At 32.5% G+C, this 21716-nt stretch carries 21 protein-coding genes; 1 reads left to right on the forward strand and 20 read right to left on the reverse strand.

Going from position 1 to position 21716, the window contains the following annotated elements; translation table 11 throughout:
* Window positions 1-283: 283 nt before the first annotated feature.
* From BMY18_RS12835 to gpr, 10 genes are all read right to left on the reverse strand, one after another.
* Window positions 284-2050 carry a bifunctional homocysteine S-methyltransferase/methylenetetrahydrofolate reductase gene (locus BMY18_RS12835; protein WP_092454659.1) on the reverse strand — a complete coding sequence of 589 codons (1767 nt, stop codon included), beginning with the start codon at window positions 2048-2050 and terminating at the stop codon, window positions 284-286.
* A 192-nt stretch (window positions 2051-2242) separates the two neighbouring features.
* Complete coding sequence (locus BMY18_RS12840) at window positions 2243-3403, reverse strand: pyridoxal phosphate-dependent aminotransferase (protein WP_092454661.1); 1161 nt, start codon at window positions 3401-3403, stop codon at window positions 2243-2245.
* 19 nt (window positions 3404-3422) lie between these two features.
* Window positions 3423-4799 carry an FAD-binding oxidoreductase gene (locus BMY18_RS12845; protein ID WP_092454663.1) on the reverse strand — a complete coding sequence of 459 codons (1377 nt, stop codon included), beginning with the start codon at window positions 4797-4799 and terminating at the stop codon, window positions 3423-3425.
* A gap of 37 nt (window positions 4800-4836) precedes the next feature.
* Window positions 4837-5697 carry a MetQ/NlpA family ABC transporter substrate-binding protein gene (locus BMY18_RS12850; protein WP_092454665.1) on the reverse strand — a complete coding sequence of 287 codons (861 nt, stop codon included), beginning with the start codon at window positions 5695-5697 and terminating at the stop codon, window positions 4837-4839.
* 281 nt (window positions 5698-5978) lie between these two features.
* Window positions 5979-6938 carry an L-lactate dehydrogenase gene (locus BMY18_RS12855; RefSeq protein ID WP_092454667.1) on the reverse strand — a complete coding sequence of 320 codons (960 nt, stop codon included), beginning with the start codon at window positions 6936-6938 and terminating at the stop codon, window positions 5979-5981.
* 12 nt (window positions 6939-6950) lie between these two features.
* Window positions 6951-7631, reverse strand: coding sequence for a methionine ABC transporter permease (locus tag BMY18_RS12860; RefSeq protein ID WP_092454669.1), 681 nt, complete (start codon window positions 7629-7631; stop codon window positions 6951-6953).
* Window positions 7615-8658, reverse strand: a complete 1044-nt coding sequence (locus BMY18_RS12865; protein ID WP_092454671.1) for a methionine ABC transporter ATP-binding protein — start codon at window positions 8656-8658, stop codon at window positions 7615-7617. Before BMY18_RS12865 ends, BMY18_RS12860 begins: the two co-directional genes overlap by 17 nt.
* 124 nt (window positions 8659-8782) lie before the next feature.
* A complete protein-coding gene (locus BMY18_RS12870; RefSeq protein WP_092454673.1) occupies window positions 8783-9691 on the reverse strand; it encodes a LysR family transcriptional regulator in 909 nt (302 codons plus the stop codon).
* A gap of 135 nt (window positions 9692-9826) precedes the next feature.
* Window positions 9827-11146: a stage II sporulation protein P gene (locus tag BMY18_RS12875; protein WP_242941032.1), complete on the reverse strand. Its 1320-nt coding sequence runs from the start codon at window positions 11144-11146 to the stop codon at window positions 9827-9829.
* A gap of 61 nt (window positions 11147-11207) precedes the next feature.
* Window positions 11208-12152 (reverse strand): GPR endopeptidase, encoded by a 945-nt coding sequence (gpr, locus tag BMY18_RS12880; RefSeq protein WP_092454675.1) that lies wholly within the window; start codon window positions 12150-12152, stop codon window positions 11208-11210.
* Window positions 12153-12439: 287 nt separating this feature from the next.
* On the opposite strand from gpr, the gene rpsT reads away from it, so the two are divergent.
* Entirely contained in the window at window positions 12440-12703 is a 264-nt protein-coding gene (rpsT, locus tag BMY18_RS12885; RefSeq protein WP_092454677.1) for a 30S ribosomal protein S20, read from the forward strand.
* Window positions 12704-12858: 155 nt separating this feature from the next.
* On the opposite strand, the gene holA is transcribed toward rpsT, so the two are convergent.
* The 10 genes from holA to BMY18_RS12935 form a co-directional block, all read right to left on the reverse strand.
* On the reverse strand, window positions 12859-13851 hold the full coding sequence (gene holA, locus BMY18_RS12890) for a DNA polymerase III subunit delta (RefSeq protein ID WP_092454679.1): 993 nt from the start codon (window positions 13849-13851) through the stop codon (window positions 12859-12861).
* Window positions 13852-14019: 168 nt separating this feature from the next.
* Window positions 14020-14775, reverse strand: a complete 756-nt coding sequence (locus tag BMY18_RS12895; protein WP_092454681.1) for a hypothetical protein — start codon at window positions 14773-14775, stop codon at window positions 14020-14022.
* 226 nt (window positions 14776-15001) lie between these two features.
* Window positions 15002-15646 (reverse strand): hypothetical protein, encoded by a 645-nt coding sequence (locus BMY18_RS21085; RefSeq protein WP_092454683.1) that lies wholly within the window; start codon window positions 15644-15646, stop codon window positions 15002-15004.
* A gap of 199 nt (window positions 15647-15845) precedes the next feature.
* The gene (locus tag BMY18_RS12905) at window positions 15846-16712 is read right to left on the reverse strand and encodes a hypothetical protein (RefSeq protein WP_092454685.1); all 867 of its coding nucleotides are present in this window, start codon (window positions 16710-16712) and stop codon (window positions 15846-15848) included.
* Between the two features lie 99 nt (window positions 16713-16811).
* Complete coding sequence (locus BMY18_RS12910) at window positions 16812-17075, reverse strand: hypothetical protein (protein WP_092454687.1); 264 nt, start codon at window positions 17073-17075, stop codon at window positions 16812-16814.
* A 97-nt stretch (window positions 17076-17172) separates the two neighbouring features.
* Entirely contained in the window at window positions 17173-18207 is a 1035-nt protein-coding gene (locus tag BMY18_RS12915; protein WP_092454689.1) for a hypothetical protein, read from the reverse strand.
* A gap of 173 nt (window positions 18208-18380) precedes the next feature.
* Window positions 18381-19280, reverse strand: a complete 900-nt coding sequence (locus BMY18_RS12920) for a hypothetical protein (protein ID WP_092454691.1) — start codon at window positions 19278-19280, stop codon at window positions 18381-18383.
* A gap of 367 nt (window positions 19281-19647) precedes the next feature.
* Entirely contained in the window at window positions 19648-20163 is a 516-nt protein-coding gene (locus BMY18_RS12925) for a hypothetical protein (RefSeq protein ID WP_092454693.1), read from the reverse strand.
* 224 nt (window positions 20164-20387) lie between these two features.
* Entirely contained in the window at window positions 20388-20849 is a 462-nt protein-coding gene (locus tag BMY18_RS12930; RefSeq protein ID WP_092454695.1) for a DUF2691 family protein, read from the reverse strand.
* 59 nt (window positions 20850-20908) lie between these two features.
* Window positions 20909-21622 (reverse strand): hypothetical protein, encoded by a 714-nt coding sequence (locus tag BMY18_RS12935; RefSeq protein ID WP_092454697.1) that lies wholly within the window; start codon window positions 21620-21622, stop codon window positions 20909-20911.
* Between the last annotated feature and the right edge of the window lie 94 nt (window positions 21623-21716).

Raw genomic sequence — 21716 nt, forward strand, 5'->3', positions numbered from 1 at the left:
TGGTACACAAAATCTCTTCTTTTTTTCCAAAACCACCAATATTCAATTGTCAATTTACATTTGCACCAGTAGATGCTAACTCCGAGAAGTTATTTATAATTTATTTTGTTTTAATAAGCATAAAGTTTAATGATTTTCAAATAATTCTATATACTATATGTAATTCAAAAAGCGCCAAACATTCATACTATTTTCTTTCGATATATTAACATGTTATCATAACTCAAATTTATACTCAATGGTTCATTTTCCCATTGAGATTAACATGATTCAATTTACTATACTACCCCAATATTTTCCCAATCAAACTCACCCTATTGAATGGAAGCATAAAATAGTACCCATCCACGATCGGATTCAGTTTTTCCATAAGTTCTCGCGCAATCTTGGCTCCTGTTTCTTCGCCTTCTTCTTTGCTCATCTCAGGCCGGTATCTTGCTACTATATTATCTGGAATATCAATCCCAATAAATTCATTTTTCATAAAGTTCGCATTTCTATAACTTACAAGTGGCATGATTCCACATAGTATCTTCGTGTCAACTCGTCTTTTAATTTCTGCCAACCGCTCAATCGCATCATCAGAATATACTGGTTGTGTCAAAAAATACTTGCATCCTGCATCGATTTTCTTTTGTATACGGTCGATAATATTATCGATTTTACCCATTGTAGGATTTAATGCGCCACCATAATAGAATGGCTCATCCGCAAAATGCTCCTGATTCATTTCTTTTACAAAATTCATCAGTTGTATTGAATTATAGTCAAATACGCCTGTTGTTAGCCTTCTGCTTTCACTAGGCACAGGATCGCCTGTAACTAATAATAAATCCCTTATATCATTGATATAAGCACCTAACAAAGTGGAGCGAATTGCAATCATATTCTTATCACGGCAACAAATATGTGGCATTACATTAATCCCAGTTTCGTTTGCAAGTTTTACACTCATTAAAATGGAATCCACCCGGCTTCTCCCCATTGGTGAATCTGCCATTGTTATAATATCAACGCCTTGTTTCTTAAGGGTATGTGCATACTCGACTAACTTCTCATAATCAGCATCAAAGGGGGGATCCAACTCAACTGCAATTACCTTTTTTCCAGTTTCAAACTTGCTATAAAATACATTTTTTCTAAGTTCTTTATGTACTTCAGCAATGTCACTACCTAAAAACGATACTTTTTTTACTGGTTTTAAATCTATCTTTTCAGCAAGCTTTTTTATATATGTTGGTCTAGTACCACAACAACCTCCGACTATATCGATTCCTAAATCAGCAATAGCTTTCATATTATTCGAAAAATAATCGACATTATCCATAAATATCATGCGGTTTTGCATCTGTTCCGGATAGCCTGCATTAGGAATACATGCAATATATTTGTTCGATGGATATTTTAATTTTTTCATAATATTGCTCATGTGACCCGAACCAATACCACAATTAAATCCACACGCGTCAATTTCATCAATTTGTGCCAATTCACTTAAAATCTTTGTTGCACTTAATCCATTCCTAGTAAAACCATTTTTATTCAGACAAAAATTTGTCATTATAAAAACATCTTTTTTGGAACGAATATATTTTACAAGTTGTTTAATATAGATCATATCAGAAAATGTTTCAAATAAAATAACATCCACATCAGCAGCTAAAAATATATCACACATTCTAATATATTCATCTAATATCTCACTCTCAGTGCTTTCTGCGTTCTCTTTAATCGGGCCGATGTCACCTGCTACATACGCTTTATCTTTTGCAGCTCTCTTCGCTATTTCGCAAGAGGCCTCAATGATTCTTTTCTGCTCAAAAACAGTGACACCAAGAGCTTCAATACTAGTTGCAAATGAATTCGTACGAATAAGCTTAGCGCCAGCATTAATATAATCACTATGGATTTTTTCGATTATTTCTGGTCTATTGATATTTCCAAACTCTGAAAATGCACTTTCATCACCCTCTAGGTCTGAATAATAGGTACCCATAGCACCGTCCATAATTAATCTGTTATTTTTTAAATATTCTCTTATATTTAACACTTTCAAGCTCCTTTATCACGTTTTAGGAATATGGTAATTATAACTGAACAGCTGATAATAAACAATACTGTAAAATCTGTTAACTTCAAAATAACAGTCAAACCAATAGTATCACAGGTCCTTCTCCCTATTCTTTTACATAAATAAAACAGCTGAACTAACATCCAGCTGCTCATATCCAATATGATTGACTCATTTTAATTTATTTCTAATTTCTGAAAGATTATCCAATGCTTTATATAAGGTTTCATCCTTTTTTGCAAAATGAAAACGAATCAAATGATTCACATCCTCATTGAAAAAGCTAGAGCCTGGAACTGCTCCAACCCCCACCTTACTCGCCAGATCCTCACAGAATTTCAAATCACTCTTATATCCAAATTCACTAATATCAACAAGCACATAATAAGCTCCCTGTGGCTCAGTAAATGTCAAGTTCAAATCCGTTAGTCCTGTAATAAATAGCTTCTTCATATGCGTATAGTGTTCTTGAAGCTGCTTATAATATTCATCTCCAAATTTCAATCCAACAATAGCAGTTTCCATTAATGGAGCTGCGGCTCCAACTGTCAGGAAATCATGCACTTTCTTTACCCTGTCAATCACTTCTGGTGGTGCAATTACATATCCCAATCTCCATCCGGTAATAGAATATGTCTTTGATAATGAACTACATTCAATCGTACGTTCGCGCATACCTGGCAATGTTGCCAAATATGTATGTTTATATGGTTCATATATAATATGCTCATACACCTCATCTGTAATTACATACGTATCATATTTAATTGCCAAATCTGCAATTATTTTTAATTCTTCTTTCGAGAAAACTTTTCCACATGGATTTGAAGGATTACATAAAATTAGTGCTTTTGCATTTTGTTTAAATGCATCTTCAAGCACATCCGCATCAAACGCAAAAGAAGGTGGATTTAAAGGTACATATATTGGTTGTGCTCCTGATAATATAGTATCAGCTACATAATTTTCATAGAAAGGAGAAAAAATTATAACCTTATCACCTGGGTTTGTCACTGACAACATCACTGCCATCATCGCCTCAGTACTTCCACATGTAATTACAATTTCTGAATTGGGATCTATTTGCATTCCAGAAAAATGCTCTTGCTTTTTTGCAAGTGCTTCTCTGAAATTCTGTGCTCCCCATGTAACTGCATACTGATGAGGTCCTTCTGCAGCTACCTGCACAAGTCTATCCGTAATCTCTTTTGGTGGTTCAAAATCCGGGAATCCCTGAGAAAGATTAATTGCTCCAAACTGATTTGAAATACGTGTCATTCGTCGAATTACAGAATCCGTAAATCCTGCTGTTCTTTTACTTAATTCTCTCATAGAAATATCTCCTTAATGCCTATAAATTATATGAAATATGGCTATTTAAAATATGCTTTTCGTCAAAGTCAGATTTTATCTTTCTCATAAGTTCCAGATTGATATTCTTAGTTTCATTTAAGAAATATTCTTTCTTCGTTAACCCAATTCCATGTTCCCCTGAAGTAATTCCTCCAAGTTCATAAGCTTTGCTATAAAGCTTTGCCATATTTTCATGTTTTTCTTTTATCCATTCACTCTCAACTCTATTTCCTCTGACTACGCACAAATGAACATTTCCATCACCCGCATGCCCAAAGCTTACCATCTGCATTTCTGTTTCTTTTTCCAATTTATTTACATATTTAATAAATTCTAATGTTTTGTTTATTGGAACTACAATGTCTACCGGTTCCTGCTCCGATACGGCTTCTACTGCCTTTACCAGTACACTTCTGATTTTCCACACATTTTCGCTCAGCTTTTTATCATCAAGTATAATAAAATTCAATGCGCTTTTATGTAATACAACTTCTTTAATTCTGGAAAGATTAGCTGAAACTTCATCTTTTTTTCCGTCAAACGTTAAGATAATATATGCTTGTGCATTGGGGTACGGAAAAGAAAGTTTTAAGAAGGCTTCTCCCAACTTAATTACCTTTCTTTCTACAAATTCAATTGCTGTCGGATTTGCATTTTCCTTTATGATTGTTAGTACGCTTTCAAGTCCGGATTCAAGACTGTCAAATGGTACTACTACACTGATTGAAATCTCAGGCTTAGGAATAAGTTTTAAGATACATTTTGTAATTATCGCTAAGGTTCCCTCTGAGCCTACTATAAGATTCTTAAGAGAAAGTCCGGAACTGTCTTTTATGTTCTTACTTCCTACATTCAATATCCTGCCATCCGCAAGGACAATCTCAAGTCCCATTACATAATCTCTTGTAACACCATACTTTACAGCTCTCATGCCACCTGCATTTGTACTGATATTCCCACCAATTGATGCGGTCTTTTCACCAGGATCTGGTGGGTAAAACAAACCTTTTTCCTCCACATATTGTTGGAAATCCTGTAATAACACTCCAGCTTCAATTGTAGCTGTAAGCGTTTCATAATCCAATTCCAAAATATGATTCATCAAAGATAGATCCAGTACAATTCCACCATGGTCAGGAACTGTGGAACCCACTAAGTTGGTTCCCGCTCCCCTTGGTGTAACAGGCACTTCTCTTTCATAAGCCCATTTCAATATTTTGCTTACTTCTTCCGTACTTGTAGGCTTAATTACTACATCGGCATATCCTCTTAACCTTTTTAATGTATCGGTTAAATATTCATCAGGAATATTATCTATCATTATCTGATTCTCATTCTTCACCAAATCTTTCAAATCATCATATTGAACACTCATATTCCCATTCACCTCGAACCTCTAAAATCATTTCTATTTACTTCAATAAATCTTGATCCCAACCTTCGCTGATAAAGTATCCGCCATATTTATCGTTAAATACTTTTTTTGTATCCTCTGTTTGAAATGCTTCAACAACCTTCTTATATACTTCAACTTTTGATTGATCTTTCAGATTTGATGATTTTGCAGCAATCAGATTCCAATACTTTTGTTGGTCAATACTTGTATCTTTAAAGATTGCTTCACTTGTTTTCAAACCAAAATCAAGTGCAAAGTTGCCATTTACAACTGCTGCAGTTACATCTTCCAATATCGATGGAATTGTGTTAGCTGCTAATCCTTTAATTGTAATTTTAACATTATAAGTCTCAATATCCTCTACTGTAGGATTAAATGCGGCAGTACTTTTGATTTTAATTAATCCCGCTGCTGCAAGAACTTTTAATGCGCGTCCACCGTTTGTAACATCATTTGGAATTGCAATGGTATCTCCGTCTTTAAGTTTACTAATTGATGTTACTTTTTTGGAATATACGTTTAATGGAATGATAAATGTATATCCAATTGGTTCTACTTCGTATCCATAATTTTTAACTTCCGTTTCCAGATATATCTGATGTTGAAATGCATTTAGATCTATTTCTCCACTATTCAATGCATTGTTAGGTGTTGTGTAATCTGAGAACTGAACAATCTGCAAATCAATTCCTTCTCCTGCAAGAAGTGCCTTTGCAGGGGTCCAAAGTTCTTCATATACAGACCCAACCACTCCAAGCTTAACTATAGTTGAACTGGATGTAGCTTTTGAAGTCTCACTTTTTCCACAAGCTGTAATACTTGCGGCTAACGTCGTTATAATAAGTAATCCTGTAATAATTTTTTTAATATTCTTCATATCATATTCCTCCATATTTTTTTACTAAGTGTCATTATGTATTCCTCATATTTTATATATTTAACAAATCAATATACTAGCAGCAACACATTCGTAATCCCTTTTTTATTTTTGTCTGATTGGCTTTCATTACTTTCATTACTATACTTCCTTTCTTTTTCCTATCTTTCATATCATTATACTATGAATTATATGTATTTTATATTACCACTTAAATCAATGTTTGTAAAATCAGAAAATTCAATTAATTGTTATAGGAAAAGTCTATAGCGTCACCATGTTTAGAAGGATAATGCCAACTTATAATTTTCAGCCATTGTCTTACAGGATTGATCAAACTGTTCTTTTTCGAGGTCTGTCATATTCAGTTCTATTATTTCCTCTACGCCATGAATACCTAATACAGTAGGCACACTGGCGTATACTTGCGTCTGTCCATATTCTCCATTTAATAATACAGATACAGGCAAGACTCTCTTTTCATCTCCAAGAATTGCTCTTGAAACTTCTGCTATTGCAGCACCAATTCCAAATTCAGTTGAACCTTTTCCTCTTAAAATTTGCCACCCGCCAGCCTTGGCTTTTGCTGCAATTCCTTCAAGGTCAAGTTTTCCGTATTTTTCCGGTTTTTCCAGGATTAATTCTAAGATAGGTTTTCCAGCAATAGTGGACGTAGACCAAGGAACCATCTGGCTTTCACCGTGCTCTCCTAACGCATATGCATATACCGATTTCTGATCCACTCCTGTTTCCTCAGCGATCGCTCTTCTAAGTCTTGCGGAATCTAAGGTAGTACTAGTAGATATTATTTTATTTGCTGGATAATCAAGCTTTTGCTGCACATAATGTGCAATTACATCTGCTGGATTAGAAATGCTCAGTATAATTCCGTTGAATCCTGAATTCTTAATGTTAACAATTATATCCTTCAAAATTTCAACTGTTTGTTTTAATGTATCCATTCTTGTCTGCCCTTTTGTCATATCTGGCAAGGGGCCTGCTGCAATAATAAGCAAGTCTGCATCTTTTGCATCAGCGTAGTTGCCTGCCTTTACAATCAAATGTCTTTGCAAATAAACTGTAGAATCAAAAATATCTAGTGCTTGCGCTTTTGCTTTTTTAACATCTATATCTATATACACAATTTCATCTACGATTCCCTGCGAAGCCAAAGCATATCCCGCATGAGAGCCTACATGCCCAGCACCTATAATAATCGCTTTTCTAATATTTAAACTCATGTCAATTCCTCCTTAATGAGTATTCTTTTTTGCTATAAAACTACCAATTATCTGTATTACACTAACCATAAGTACTAAAATAATAATCGTTGCATAAGTAACGTCGGTCTGATTTCTGTCATGTCCATATCTTATTGCAAAATCACCAAGTCCACCTGCACCTACAGCACCAGCCATTGCAGTTAATCCAATCAGACTAATTAACGTAATTGATATTGCTCTTGCAATCTGTGGAATACTTTCTCGCAAATAAACATTGAGAATTATTTGTATTTTGGTATTTCCCATGGACTCCGCCACTTCAATAAGTCCTGGTGAAATCTCTGCCAGTGCACTTTCTATCTGTCTTGAAAAGAATGGAACGGTTCCAAAAATCAACGGAATAATTGCTCCATCAACTCCGATTGCAGTACCCATAATTGATCTGGATAGTGGCATTACGAATGTAAGTAAAATAATGAATGGAATAGCCCGAAATAAATTCACTAATTTATCAACGATTTGAAAAATAACGATGTTATCAAAGACTCCATTTTTTTTCGTAACAACTAGTATAATACCAAAAAAAGTTCCAATAATTATTGCAATTAATCCTGAACGAATAACCATATCCAATGTTTGGTTAATACTTTCATGAAATTCAGGAAGTTTTTTTATGACATTGGGAAAATACTTACTAAATATTTCTTGCATCAAGAATCACCTCCACACCAACATTCTTATTTCTTAAATACTCTAATGCGCCTTCTATATCTTCTGATTTTCCACTGAGTATCGATACCAATCCACCCAGTGGCTCTGAACCAATCAATTCAACATTTCCAAAAATAATGTTTACGTCTATATGATATAGTTGGGATATAGTCGAAACCAAAGCTTCTGATGAACTACGGATAAGATATTTAAACTTAACGATGCACTCACCTGGCTGAATTTTGGTTATGGCGGCCTCTTCCTCTATCAACTGGTGTATCTTTGATAAATTGGATGTAGTATCTATAAATTCCTTTGTTATCGGTTGAATCGGGGATGCGAATATTGTAAATACATCTCCGCTTTCAACTACACTTCCATTTTCCATTACTGCAACGCGATCACAGATTTCTTTTATAACATTCATTTCATGCGTAATAAGAATAATCGTAATTCCAAGCTTTTTATTCAAGCTTTTAAGTAAATTCAAAATCGAATGTGTCGTCTGTGGATCAAGCGAGCTAGTAGCCTCATCGCAAAGTAGTATTTTAGGATTGCTTGCAAGCGCTCTTGCAATGGCTACTCTTTGCTTTTGTCCACCACTTAGCTGCGATGGATAAGCTTTCGTTTTATTATCAAGCTCTACCAACTTTAGCAAATCTTCTATCTTTGCTTTTTTATCCTTTTTACTTAATCCACTATGTTTCAGTGGATAAGCAACATTCTGATATACTGTTCTGGAAGGAAATAGATTAAACTGCTGAAAAATCATTCCTATATTTTCTCTTTCTTTTCTAAGTTGTGATGGCTTCAACGCCGTAAGTTCAATATCATCAAAGAAAACCTGACCAGAGGTTGGACGCTCAAGTAAATTTATGCAACGTACCAACGTACTTTTACCAGCCCCACTATAACCAATAATTCCAAATATTTCTCCATCTTCAATTTTTAAATTCACATCTTTTGCCGCTTCTATCAATTTGCTTCCTGAAGTAAATGACTTATTAATATTTCTTAATTCAATCATAAGCGTATCCTTTCTGAGTGATTTTATTGATTCTATTATTCCTATCTGTTTAATATGATTTAATATAACATTCTTTTCTGATTTTGTATAATAGGCAAAAAATATAGCTTGCTATAGTTATTATCTATAGCAAGCCATTTATATAATCTTTCAATTTTTCAATATATATTTCTCCAATGTTACTTATAATCATATGTTTTCGTTTAATATAACCAATATTCATAATTACATCTTCATCCAATGGAATAGCCCTGTAATCTCCGCCATTCAATTCTTCACATATAAAGCCTGAACATAATGTGTATCCATTCAATGCGACCATAAGATTCAATAACGTTGCCCTGTCACTTGCCTTTATTTTCTTCTTGTAATCATAAGTACTAAGGATTTCTTCAGCAAAATAGAATGAATTATTATCGCCTTGTTCAAAGGAAAGACATGGATATTCTACAAGCTCTGACATTAATATCTTTTTCTTTGTAGCCAGTGGATGTTCTTTCCATAAATATACATATCCTTTACATCGAAATAAATGTTCAAATTCCAACTGGTTCTCTCTGAATAATTTATTCAAGACTTTTTCATTAAAATCATTTGTATAAAGTATACCTAGTTCACTTTTTCCACTGCTGACATCCTTTATCACATCAAATGTTTTCGTCTCCCGTAAAGCAAATTCATATTCATTCATATCAAAGCCCTTGATCATTTCAGCAAATGCTTTAACTGCAAACGAATAATGCTGCGTAGATACACCAAACTTTTTCTTAAGATTATCACCATCTAAATATTTTTCTTCAAGTAGTTCTACTTGGTTAAGGATCTGACGGGCATATCCCAAAAATCCCTCTCCCTCATTGGTAAGACTAACACCTTTTGTATTTCGAGAAAATATTGTTATATTCACATCACTTTCCAATTCCTTTATTGCACCGGATAAACTAGGCTGTGAAATAAAAAGTTGTTTTGCAGCTTCATTCATAGAACCAGTTTCTGCTACTACCAGTGCATATCTTAATTGTTTCAAAGTCATCTGTCTGCCTCTTTTGTTTTTTTAATTTCAATAAGCTTCATCATATTACCATGTTTTTTATATGAAAAAACCATGTATTTTATATAATATTAGAATAATATCATTCATAAGTATTATTGTAAAGTAAGTAGTTTTTTATTGATAAGCCTTCTGACCACTGAGCAATTTATTTAAAACATCGGCCAACGGTTCCATTGCATTCATCTCTTCTTCAACGGAATTTGTCTGTGCACCTGCTTCTATCAGCATCGATTTCCCCCGCAAATGTAAACAATACCGATATGCATTTACATAAATACGCCTTAAATACCCTGGATAATATGCATTTCCAAGTAATTGCATCTGAAGGCTCATTGCCAAATTATCGTCTCTATAAGGATTATTAAGATATGAGATATTACCATTTATATTTGAGTAACTCAACCCGTTAAAGAACATTATTTTTGCTGTTTGCTTCCCATTTACATCTGTAACCAGATGTGTTGTATCTGGTACCCCATCCCTATGCAAATCGATTACGACTTCTATAGAAGGATTTTCCTCCAATATCTTCTTAATTCCCGCTTCCGAATAGTCATAGGCTTTGCTTCTATCTAGCACTCCATTTACATAATCATATACGGAAGAATCATGGATTACATTCAGTCCATATTTTTGTTTTAGTATCTGGGTCAGATATTCTCCAACCCCAACAATTGATGTACTAGGATCCCCTTCTACAGAATCTGTAAATGTTTCTTGAGAATGCGTGTGAAATATTAATATTTGTGGAGTGGAGGCATCATGCGTAACTGTCATATCCTTTGCCAAAAATTCTTTCGGACGAAGCATACTATCCTTTAGGGTTGTTATACTCGTAACTGTATAAAAATTGCTATAAAGAAAGTTGAAATTTTCCAGACTTAGTTTTGGATAAACACTTCCTGTAATAATATTGTTTGAAAATGCTTCAGCAACTTTAGCCGATATCTCGGTTGGACTTGCAGTTTGCGTAGTGGTTGTAGTAGTGGCAGCCTGTGTGCCACCATTTGTGTCAACATTGGCAGCAGTCGTATTTGTTTCATCCGCCGTTGTCTCATTATTAGCACTTGAAGCATTTTCTGGATTTGGATTTGAACTATTAGGACTAGTGGTTTCATTAAAATCACCCACATAAACTGCCGAATCTGATGTTCCAATATAATTATTGATTGGATAAATAAAACAAACAAATTTATTGATCCAATTTTCAGGCGTATACGAATCAAGTTCATCCATATATGAATTAATTGGCATTTCTGATGCATATATTTTTTCCCCAATCAATGAGATTACTTTATCGGAAATATCTTTATTATTACATCTATTTAATAAGAACATAATAAATAATATAGCGATTATCAATATAATTAGCGCTCTTACCATTTTATTTATGTTAATTCCCATTTGTCTCATTCGGTACTTGTACCTTTTCATGCTGCATCCCCCAACTTATATATCTACAAAAGTATATTCGAGGAATAGCTTGTCTTATTACCTATTTTTTACCCGCTGCAATATTAATTGCATCAGACAATGTATATCCTATTCTTTTAATTGTTGCATCAACATCCTTTGGTGTAACGTACATATCCGCCATTTCTGGGCTAATAATTTCTTTGATTAAATTATATTTTTCGGTAGGCGTAAAATCTGATAGGGTTTTTACAAGTCCTTGTAATTCTTTGGATGTTGAAAATGCTTTGATTAGATTTTCCATCGTATCATTCACAATCGTAGGGGCATCAATTACTGTGGGTACACCTATTGCAATTACTGGTACACCTATTGTTTCTTGTGTGATTCCCGTACGATGATTACCAACACCCGAGCCTGGATGAATCCCTTTATCAGATAATTGCACCGTTGTATTTAATCGACTACTATTTCTAGCCGCCAACGCATCAATTGCGATTACGATATCTGGTTTCGCTTCATTTACGATACCTTTTATTATCTCTGCAGTTTCCATACCGGTCTGCGCCATTACCCCTGGAACCATTCCGCTAAGAACAATATCTCCTTCCTCATTATAATGTCTATCAATAAATATATTGTCTACGACATCTGGTCCTAGTGAATCTGGTGTAACATCCCTATTTCCTAGTCCTACCACCAAGATCGATAATTTCTTTTTTGTTAAATGTTCCTTAATCAATTCTAAAATATTTTTTGCGATTATTTCTGATATTTGATTGTTATATTCTTCATCACCACTTGCTAATTTTTGAGACTCTATTGTGATATAATTGCCCATCGGCTTATTTATGGCTTTCTCTCCCATTTTATTTGTTACTGTTAAACGTGTAACCAGGACACCTAATTTTTTATTATGATCTTCTTTCACAATAATACCTTTCAGTTTTGTGTCAGACTTATTAACCTGTTCATTCGCCTCTAATGCTAAATCTGTTCTGATTTCAAATTTTTCTAATTTTTGCATATATCTCTCCATTCCTGTGCCTTGCTTTTGCAAAACACATCCTAAATTTGTACCATTGGCACGAATCTAACTTAAATCTACTTTTTAAAATTAATTCTATATCGCATAACTGTAATAAGTGTAGTTTTCACCTTTTAATCAAAATTATGTATTGACATCTTAAGTCCTATATAATATAATTCATTAGTATGTTTTCATTAATTCGTCCGTGTCCGGCAATAATGCAAAACAAATTACATTTTAGATTAATATTAATAATAATAATAAACATTTTGGAGGTGTACGGATTGGCTAACATAAAATCTGCTAAGAAAAGAGTTTTGATTGCTGAAGTTAGAGCAATTAGAAACAAAGCAATTAAATCAAAAGTAAAATCATTTGTTAAAAAAGTTGATGTTGCGGTAACTGCAGGCGATAAGGCTGTTGCTCAAACAATATTAATAGAAGCTATCAGCGAGATTTCAAAAGCAACATCAAAAGGGATTTTTCATAAAAATACTGCTGCTAGAAAAATGTCTCGTTTAACAAAAGCTGTTAATGAAATGGCATAATTCTCGTAGTAACGAGATAAACAATTGAAAAAGAAGATAGTACAAAATAAAGTAAGCTTTATTTTGTACTATCTTCTTTTTCTGTTGTTCAGCTAAATATATCTCAACACATTTATTTTGCACGTAATTCGCATTACACTTATTTCGCACTACACTTACTTCGCGGCACTTTTTTTCTCACTATATTTGATAATTACAAGTTCAACCCCAGTCTTATCATCAAGTCGTCCGGTTTTAACATCATGTTCTGTTGTAGCGAATTCTTCCAACGCACCTTTGATTTCTTTGAATGAAAAACTTTTTGATTGTGCAATATATTTTCCAACTAGGAAATTAGCAACACCAAGTTTTTTACTTATATTGGCATTATCATATCTTTCAATTATAAGCTCCTTTACTTGAAGCATCATATTAAACTGCCTTATAACAAGATACATAATTCTCATAGGCGGTTCTTTTAGTAAAAGTAAATCATAATATAGATCCAACGCTTGTTTTTGATTCTTCATTGCAATTGCTGTAATCATATCAAATATTTTGCTAGTTGTCTGTGTTGTACATACAGCATCGACATCCTCAATCGTTATCTGATCTCTACCCATCGTGTAACTAACCAATTTTTCCAGTTCGCACTTAATGTTGCCCATTTGAGTTCCTGCTTTTGTGATAAATAATTCTAGTGCAAATCGATCCATTGTCTTTTGTTCATCTCTTAGGAGCCCTGCAATCCATCTAGATAAAACAGAAACTTCTTGAAACTTCATTTCCGCAATATAACCATTTTCATTCACTGCCTTATATAACCGGTTTCGCTTGTCTACTTCTGATTCTATAAATATCACGTTTAGATAATCAGGTAGCTTCTTAATGAAATCCACGATATCATCAGACGCTGATTTGAAAAGCCCACTATTTTCTACAATTATCAATCTTCTCTCTGCAAAAAAAGGCATTGTATCCCCAGTGCTAATGAGGCCCTTGATATCAATCTTCTTACCTTCATAATAAGAATAATTCATTGTATCATCACCAATAATTGCCATCTTGAGTTTGTCTCTGCTCTGCTTTTTTAAATAGTCCTCTTCTCCATAAATAAGATAAACTGATTTGAATTCTTTGCTTTTAATATGTTCATTTATAAATTTCATATGATTATAATCCTTTATTTTTTCTTATTATATAGAAGCACTCAGTGTTTCAACAAGTGCTTTACTCTGTAATTGTATCACTATAATGGTAGTTTGTCTTTAAATCTTATAAGTAAATAAACTGCGTTACCTGTTTAATCTTTTTTATTTGAATTGTGCATATTGAAGTCAGTCAAACAACGAAACAAATCTAATCCCAGAATTTTCGGTTATTTCACTAGCATAAGTATCAGAGAGAATAGGATATTTTTTCTGAAATTCTTCTAATTCCAATTCACTTATATTATATTTTTCTCCATTAATTATCTTGTAAAGATCATCATCACTTCCATATTGCTCCACGGCAATAAGTTTACTACCATCTTGCGATATTTGATGTATTGCATACTCCCAATATGCTGAACCACCACTGCTTAGTGTATACAAAAGACCCGAATTATAAATAGCACATCTATGCTTTGGCCAATATGCATCCAACAGCTTTGGCTTTCCGTTTACCGTTGAAAAAACAGCAAGCACTGTGTAATCTTTCAAAAGTAAAACCAACTCGGGAGTACCATTTCCATTCAGATCTTCCAAAGCGTATCCAAAGGCTTCTCTGTTCTTTGGGAATTTCCGATATGACCAAATATTTGTTTCAGTCATCATACAGTTCCAATTGTAGCTAAGGTCAGTATCAGGTGTTGTAAATATTTCATTATCAAAGACACTTTCTATACCTTCATTAATTAATTGATCTACAAATTTTTGATATTCATCAATAATAGACGAATAATCTGGAAAACAATCTGTAATAATGAAAGATTCAGAAGTTGTTTCTGTATTTTTTTTAGGATTAATTTTGTTATCAAGTAAAAAGAAAATAATTACAATTAAGACTATACAAACCAACGTAAATATAATTGTTTTTTTAAAATACTTCATATAATTAACCCCTTATCATCTAAAACAATTTGACCAATATATAGAATTGTTCTGACGCCGGTCAGCATGTGACACGCCCGCTCTCTCATAACAAATAAATACCGAAGATAAATAACCAACATTTTTATTTGATGTAATAAAGTCAGAATACATCATGCCATGTCCTGCCGATACACTATAATACATATGGAAATAGAAACTGGAAAGATTTATTGACATTAGTTTTTTACAGAGATTCATAAATCTTATAATAGTAATAATGCATAATGATTTGTATAAAGCTAGCGCAAAACAAACCAAATATACATATGCATACTCCTAACACAAACAAAATACTATTTAATGACGTTTCATTATGAGATGAATATAGAATATTTGATAGACCAACTCCAAAACATGCTATTAAGGTAATATTAATAGCAGGATCCTTTTTATTAATATATTTACCTTTTTTAATATTATATTTTATACTAAAGTATGTATATATAATTATAACAATACTACCTACAAGTAAAAACAAAAATAAAATTAACGGATATTTAAATTTTATAATAAGTAAATGAAACGCCAAATAATTACAACTAATTGATAGCTCCCATAAATAAATCCCATAAACTAGTAGTATGTTTTTATAATCATGCTTGATTTTTTTAAAAAAATAAATATAAATATATACCATTCCTATATTAATTATAGAACACGTTATAATATTTATAATTTTATATTCACTAAAAAAACAACCAACATAAAAAAGAATAATATTTGTAATCATAGCATTAAAAATCCATTTTTCATCAATTGCTCTTTTATTATATTCCAAAAATGCTTTAATACTTTTCTTATTCGTAGCCTTAATATTTTCTTTATTCACAGCTGTCCTACTTTCTTATTTATATAGTAATTTGAGCAGTTTTCGTAATGGGCTAATGATTTTTGTGCAAAGTCAATGAATAAAATATTGTATTTTATATGTTTGTTTTAGTTTAATATGTATTATTGTATTCCTATGTAATGATGATATTATTTGTGGACATTTTATTAAAATGCTTATTTGTAATAATTTTAAAACATTATTTTACAAAAGATTTTAATTCATCGTAGGCAATCATTATTTCAAAGTGATCACCATATGCGTGAGCTATAGGAACGCTAATGCCTAAAGCATCATCAGTCATAAAGCAAAAATATCCAGAATTAATCTCTTTATTAGCTTGCTGCAAAATCTCTAATAATGCTTCATTACCAAGATCAAGTAAATATTCTTCGACTTTTTTAGGTATCTCATCAATTAAAACACCTAACTTGTTAGCTAAACCCGCTCTAATTTGTTCCTTAATTTTTTTTTGAACCAATTCCACAAAATCAGTATTAATATAATACAAATCAGACAATGAAACTACCTCACATTTTTTCAAGTCAATAATTAGCGAATTGAAATAATTAAGGGGATGCGCCGCTTTTATATGATTAAATCCTCCATCAAAAGTGACGCTGAGATAATCAAAATCGCTTCGTGTGATTTTATAGCTAATATTCATCGTTCGAACACTATTTTGCTTATTATTCCATTCCTCAGTAGAATCCTTGAGGCTTCCCTTGAATTCTCCAGCGCACGAATTTTGTACAGATAATTCCACAAATTCCATAATTAGTTCATTCACTTCATCGGTATTGGCTATCGTTTCTTTAAATTGCGGATAATTAAAAAATATGTGGTTTTCAGCAGATTTTTCCTTTGCACTATATGAAAAAAAATTAGAAGTGTTCGGAATGCTTTCACTATTGGAAGTGTTGGGTATGCTTTCACTATTGGAAGTGTTGGGTATGCTTTCACTCAAGTTGTTCGGTTGGTTTTCTTTGCAGCCAGAAAGCAACAAAACCGCCAACAAAATGATTGTTAAAGTCCTGCGATATGGGTGCTTTTTAAAACAATTCACCTTTTTTCCCTCCTATCTTAAAATTCCATATTATAGATACAGCGCATACATATGCACCATTAGCTATTTTCCAAGTTCATATTCTCATCTCATATATTCTCATTTCTTATTTCGCTTATTTACCAGCCACGTACCCATAAACGACCCCGTAACCATTCCATAACAAATCGTGTAAATATAAACATATATTGAAATATTGGTCATAATATCGAACACTACACCTATAGCAAATGACGTAACCAGAAACGTAAATACTATTATGTCATTAACTTTTTTGCTGATATTAAACTTCTTATTTAAAATCATTACAATAATAGCTCCGATTAAATTACTGATAGCAAAATTAATACTGTTCCTTATCATCCTCAATACCTTCTTTCGATATGATCCTGTTAAAATACCGTTGCTATCAAATACTTGTATTACTTCAATAGTGACGGTGGCTTCAGAATAACAAGATTTATTTAACTTTATATTCCATAGCTACGGCCGGGTCTAACCGTACCTTTTCCAAATAAATCTCGAATGATTTTTCGCTAGAACTTTCATTCAATGCTACCTTATTTAAGTCTGCAGGATGGCTAGTTGAAATGTCATGTACAAAATAATAATATCCTGTATAGATACTGCCATTTTCATTTTCAAAGATGATAATACTGTCTTTATCGGTCTTGAAAAACTTTTGCACATAAATGTGATAGTTGCCGGGCGCTAAATTATGACTTTCGTCCCCATAAAAATCATTCATATCCATATACAATCGAATGGCACTTTTGGCGTTCTCTTTCCATTCATCATCTATTGTTTCGTATACTGGTTTTTTAATCTCTTCTATGCGCATCCTGTAACTGCCAAGATGAATCAACTCATTACCACTAAAGCTGTATGTTTCTCTCTGTGGCCAATGCCCCTGATAGCTGAAATCAGATCGCAAGCCCCATTCTGTAATATCAATTCCATATTCATATAGTTGAGGGGTTCCCTCAGATGATAACGGGTATTGCATATTGGTTATTACAAGATAGATTTTAGGAGAAAAAACAAAGGCTTCCAAACCGCTTTTAGAATTGGGTTCATAATACAATTCATATTGCAAATCTTTTTTTAGGATGATGTTTTTATTGGATGTGAGATAACTGCTTGTATCATCATTTCCGTGATAATACAAAACGCTATTAAATGTATCCTTGATCCCTGCGTTGATTTCATCAATCGGAAATGAAATATCTTCTTTAAATCCTATTATTAGTAAAACACTCATTTCGCACACATAGATAATAACAAGACTAATAAAAAAATATATTATAATAGTGGTTATATTTGTAATTAAGTCTCGAAAGATATAATTATGTAAAATAGACGCTATAAGTGCCGAAGTACCAATCATAAAACCAGAATAAAACGGTATTTTATGAGTTAAGCGCTTTCCGCACTTCTTACATACTGGCGTTTCATCAAAAATATTTTCAGGTTTATGTTTACATTTGTTACTCATAATACTTCCTCCTTGTATTATTTAACGGCGCCACCATACTAAATATTCATGATAACTGCCATCTGGATCAATTGTTATGTTATATTCGCATCCGGCAGAAGGAGTCATATTTTCAAAATAGTATCTAGACACTACCGACAATCATTGCCGTTCCGCTTTGCTGTTTTATAATTTTATTTAACTGTATATACCATGGCTAGGGCCGAGTCTAACTTCACCTTTTCCAAATAAGTCTCGAATGATTTATCATATGAAATATCATACAATGCCACCTTGTTTAAGTCGGCAGGATGGCTGGCTGAAATGTCATGTACAAAATAATAAAATCCAGTATAGATACTGCCATTTTCATTTTCAAAGATGATGATACTGTCTTTATCGGTCTTGAAAAAATTTTGCACATAAATGTGATAGTTGCCCGGCGCTAAATTATAGCTTTTGTCTCCATAAAAATTATTCATATCCATATACAATCGGATTGCACTTTTGGCGTTCTCTTTCCATTCATCAATCATTGTTTCGTATGTTGGTTTTTTAATCTCTTCTATACGCATAGTGTAACTGCCAAGATAAACCAACTCTTTACCACTAAAGCTGTATGTTTCTTTCTGTGTCCCATACCCTTGATAGTAAAAATCAGATCTCAAGCCCCCTTCTGTAATATCAATTCCAAATTCATATAGTTGAGGGGAGCCCTCAGATGATAATGGATGTTGCATATTGGTTATTGCAAGATAGATTTTAGGGGGGGAAACAAAGCTTTTCAACCCACTATTTGAATTTGGTTCAAAATACAATTCATAATTCAAATCTTTATTTAGAATAATGTTTTTATTTGATGTGAGATAACTGCTTGTATCATCATTTCCGTGATAATACAAAACGCTGTTAAATGTATCCTTAATCCCTGCGTTGATTTCATCAATCGAAATTGATTTTCCATTTACGGTCACGGTTACGGGACTATCAGAGGAATTTAGTGTTTCATCCTTTGTTGTTCCGTTAAAATTTTGGCAACCGCATAGAAGGATTATTGTAAACACAAGCATTAATAAAATTTTTATATAGCGCATTTTTTCCTCCTCTCTAATTATATTCCAACCAGTTATTAAATTATTAATCAATCATATAACTGATTAGAGATTCACCATTAACGGTCTTTCGGCTCTAACTTGTGAAATTGTTAATGGTTTATTTTACTGAAATAACGAATAATAAAGTTGGTACATCGCTTAACATTAAGATGTATATATATTCAAAAGAAATGATGGAACAGGATTCAAAGAATCCCACCCCAACTTTTTGTACAGTATAAGAGTAGACGATTACATGCTTTATAACTTCTAACAGTTCTGCTCTTGCATCTTCAGCTGAATTTAACAACTGAGAAGTTGCCCTTATTAGATACATTTATCAGATGCGACTGGATAGGGTACTTGGTCAATCTTTATCTATTTTATATCGTGCACCATCAAATTCCAGTTTAAAGTACTTAATATCTCCTGGCTTTCTTATTTCAATATCATAAAAACCATTTGATCTAGCCTTAAGAATTGCCACACTTGTATCTTTTTCTGGAATGTTATCTTGTGTATATAATGGGATAACTGAAAATGGAGAAGCATTCATAAATGTTCCATTTGATTTTCTTATCAAAATATCAAATGTATCGCCTTGAGAACCACTATATAGTGACGATCTAATTATAACTATCTTATCTACAAGCCCATCATCATTTAAATCAATATCATAATACCATATCTTAATCGACTTTGAATTTGTTACATTGTTTACATCATCTATATCCTGCTTATAATAGATTAAGATATCACTATTTTCGAGTCCATCTTGCATTTTGGGTAAAATATTTTTATCAACACTTTCATTATTAGAAGCGCAACTTGTCAAAATCAAACAAACAATCACAACAAAACAAAACTTCCTTAATTTTTTCAAGTGAATAACCTCCATAACGTAACATATAATCATATGGTGGCGTACCATTGCCATCAATACACTAGTCAAGTCTCCATTTTTAAAAGCTTTTAAAGTGCCACCAATGTCCACCAAATGTGTTCTTAACAAAGAGTCCCTTTGATATCTGTTGGAAATTTGAGTTAACAAATGAATCTGGAACCATCTAATGATGACTCCGGGAGTGGAATTAGCTTAACAGATATTTAAAAATCAAATGTTTTGTATATATCATTTTCATCGGTTATATATTTTATATCACTGCAGCCCATCATAACTACACTTTTCTTAATAAGCTCTATATCATTTATACTTTTACAGTATATGTCAACAAATATACTATCACACACTAATACTACTATCTGACAATTTATATTACTTAAATACTCATTATAATTATTTATAACATGTGGTGAATATCCATCAGTAAAACCAATTAAATTCAAAAATATAATATAATGCGGTTCATTCATTATTTTAGTCAATAAACTTGCTCCATTCAAAATATGCTCAACAAAAAAATTACCAGTTATTTTAGTTTCAGTATTATATTGATAAACTTCATCTTCATCAATAAACCATTGTAAATCATTAAAATCTAAATTTGATAAAATTGGATACAAATAATTATCAAGACCGTTGTTTACTTTAAATGAAATCCCTCTCATTTTGACCTACTTTCTTATGGAACCACAGTATCTGTCTTAGTGAAGCTTTGATTCGAAAGTTATTTTACAATATTTTTTTTTTTAAATTCCTTAATAATACCAACAACAACTATTATGATAAATATTATTATACCAACTAATATTACTAAGATTTTTGCTCCGTAACTATCATTTACGTTATAGAGCATTGTTTTTATTCCATTCTCATCTGTCTTTATAAGTTGCGAGTATGACGGTAAGACAATATTTAATATTCCTAAATCATTCTTTATCTCGTATTCATTTTTTCCGACTATACGTTTTTTTTCAAAAACAGTATGGTTCCAATATGTGTTATTTTCAGTAGAATTGGAAATCATTTTTAATTCCAAGCAAGTAGCGCTGCTATTGAATAAAGCAGCAACATCACTTCTTACAAAATATATAAGGATATTTCCACCATCCCACTCAACACCAAAACTGCCACTGCTTTCGAAGGAATACCCGTATATAAATTCACCATCCGGATTATACACACATATTGTTTTATGAGAATCATCATCAAAGCCAAGCGCTATTAATCCATCATTATTAACATCAAAGCAAACAATTGGGTTCGTTTTTACATATGAATGTAATGAAATAATGTTAATATTTGACTTGAACAATTTCTGCTTTTCTGAATTCATACTCTCTGTTGTAAAACCTGTAGTCATAGCTGATGTTTTTAATCCACTACCTAAGGCAAATACGAAAAATAATAAAGTAATCGTCACTGTTTTTTTTACATTCATATCTACTCCTCCATATCTTTAATCTGGCAAGTTATATGTATATGTTGGATCAACTCCATATATATTATTACCAGAATAATATCCATAACCGCCA

Source organism: [Clostridium] fimetarium, from assembly GCF_900111235.1.
Taxonomy (GTDB): domain Bacteria; phylum Bacillota; class Clostridia; order Lachnospirales; family Lachnospiraceae; genus Clostridium_N; species Clostridium_N fimetarium.

Bases quoted from the DNA above. Each gene is read 5' to 3' on its own strand.
- BMY18_RS12930 (WP_092454695.1), bottom strand. From the start codon at position 20,849: ATGAGAGGGATTTCATTTAAAGTAAACAACGGTCTTGATAATTATTTG.
- BMY18_RS12855 (WP_092454667.1), bottom strand. From the start codon at position 6,938: ATGAGTTTAAATATTAGAAAAGCGATTATTATAGGTGCTGGGCATGTA.
- BMY18_RS12935 (WP_092454697.1), bottom strand. From the start codon at position 21,622: ATGAATGTAAAAAAAACAGTGACGATTACTTTATTATTTTTCGTATTT.
- BMY18_RS12845 (WP_092454663.1), bottom strand. From the start codon at position 4,799: ATGAGTGTTCAATATGATGATTTGAAAGATTTGGTGAAGAATGAGAAT.
- BMY18_RS12865 (WP_092454671.1), bottom strand. From the start codon at position 8,658: ATGATTGAATTAAGAAATATTAATAAGTCATTTACTTCAGGAAGCAAA.
- BMY18_RS12850 (WP_092454665.1), bottom strand. From the start codon at position 5,697: ATGAAGAATATTAAAAAAATTATTACAGGATTACTTATTATAACGACG.
- BMY18_RS12920 (WP_092454691.1), bottom strand. From the start codon at position 19,280: ATGCGCTATATAAAAATTTTATTAATGCTTGTGTTTACAATAATCCTT.
- BMY18_RS12860 (WP_092454669.1), bottom strand. From the start codon at position 7,631: ATGCAAGAAATATTTAGTAAGTATTTTCCCAATGTCATAAAAAAACTT.
- holA (WP_092454679.1), bottom strand. From the start codon at position 13,851: ATGAAATTTATAAATGAACATATTAAAAGCAAAGAATTCAAATCAGTT.
- BMY18_RS12875 (WP_242941032.1), bottom strand. From the start codon at position 11,146: ATGAAAAGGTACAAGTACCGAATGAGACAAATGGGAATTAACATAAAT.
- BMY18_RS12840 (WP_092454661.1), bottom strand. From the start codon at position 3,403: ATGAGAGAATTAAGTAAAAGAACAGCAGGATTTACGGATTCTGTAATT.
- BMY18_RS12870 (WP_092454673.1), bottom strand. From the start codon at position 9,691: ATGACTTTGAAACAATTAAGATATGCACTGGTAGTAGCAGAAACTGGT.
- BMY18_RS12895 (WP_092454681.1), bottom strand. From the start codon at position 14,775: ATGAAGTATTTTAAAAAAACAATTATATTTACGTTGGTTTGTATAGTC.
- BMY18_RS12915 (WP_092454689.1), bottom strand. From the start codon at position 18,207: ATGAGTAACAAATGTAAACATAAACCTGAAAATATTTTTGATGAAACG.
- BMY18_RS12910 (WP_092454687.1), bottom strand. From the start codon at position 17,075: ATGATAAGGAACAGTATTAATTTTGCTATCAGTAATTTAATCGGAGCT.
- gpr (WP_092454675.1), bottom strand. From the start codon at position 12,152: ATGCAAAAATTAGAAAAATTTGAAATCAGAACAGATTTAGCATTAGAG.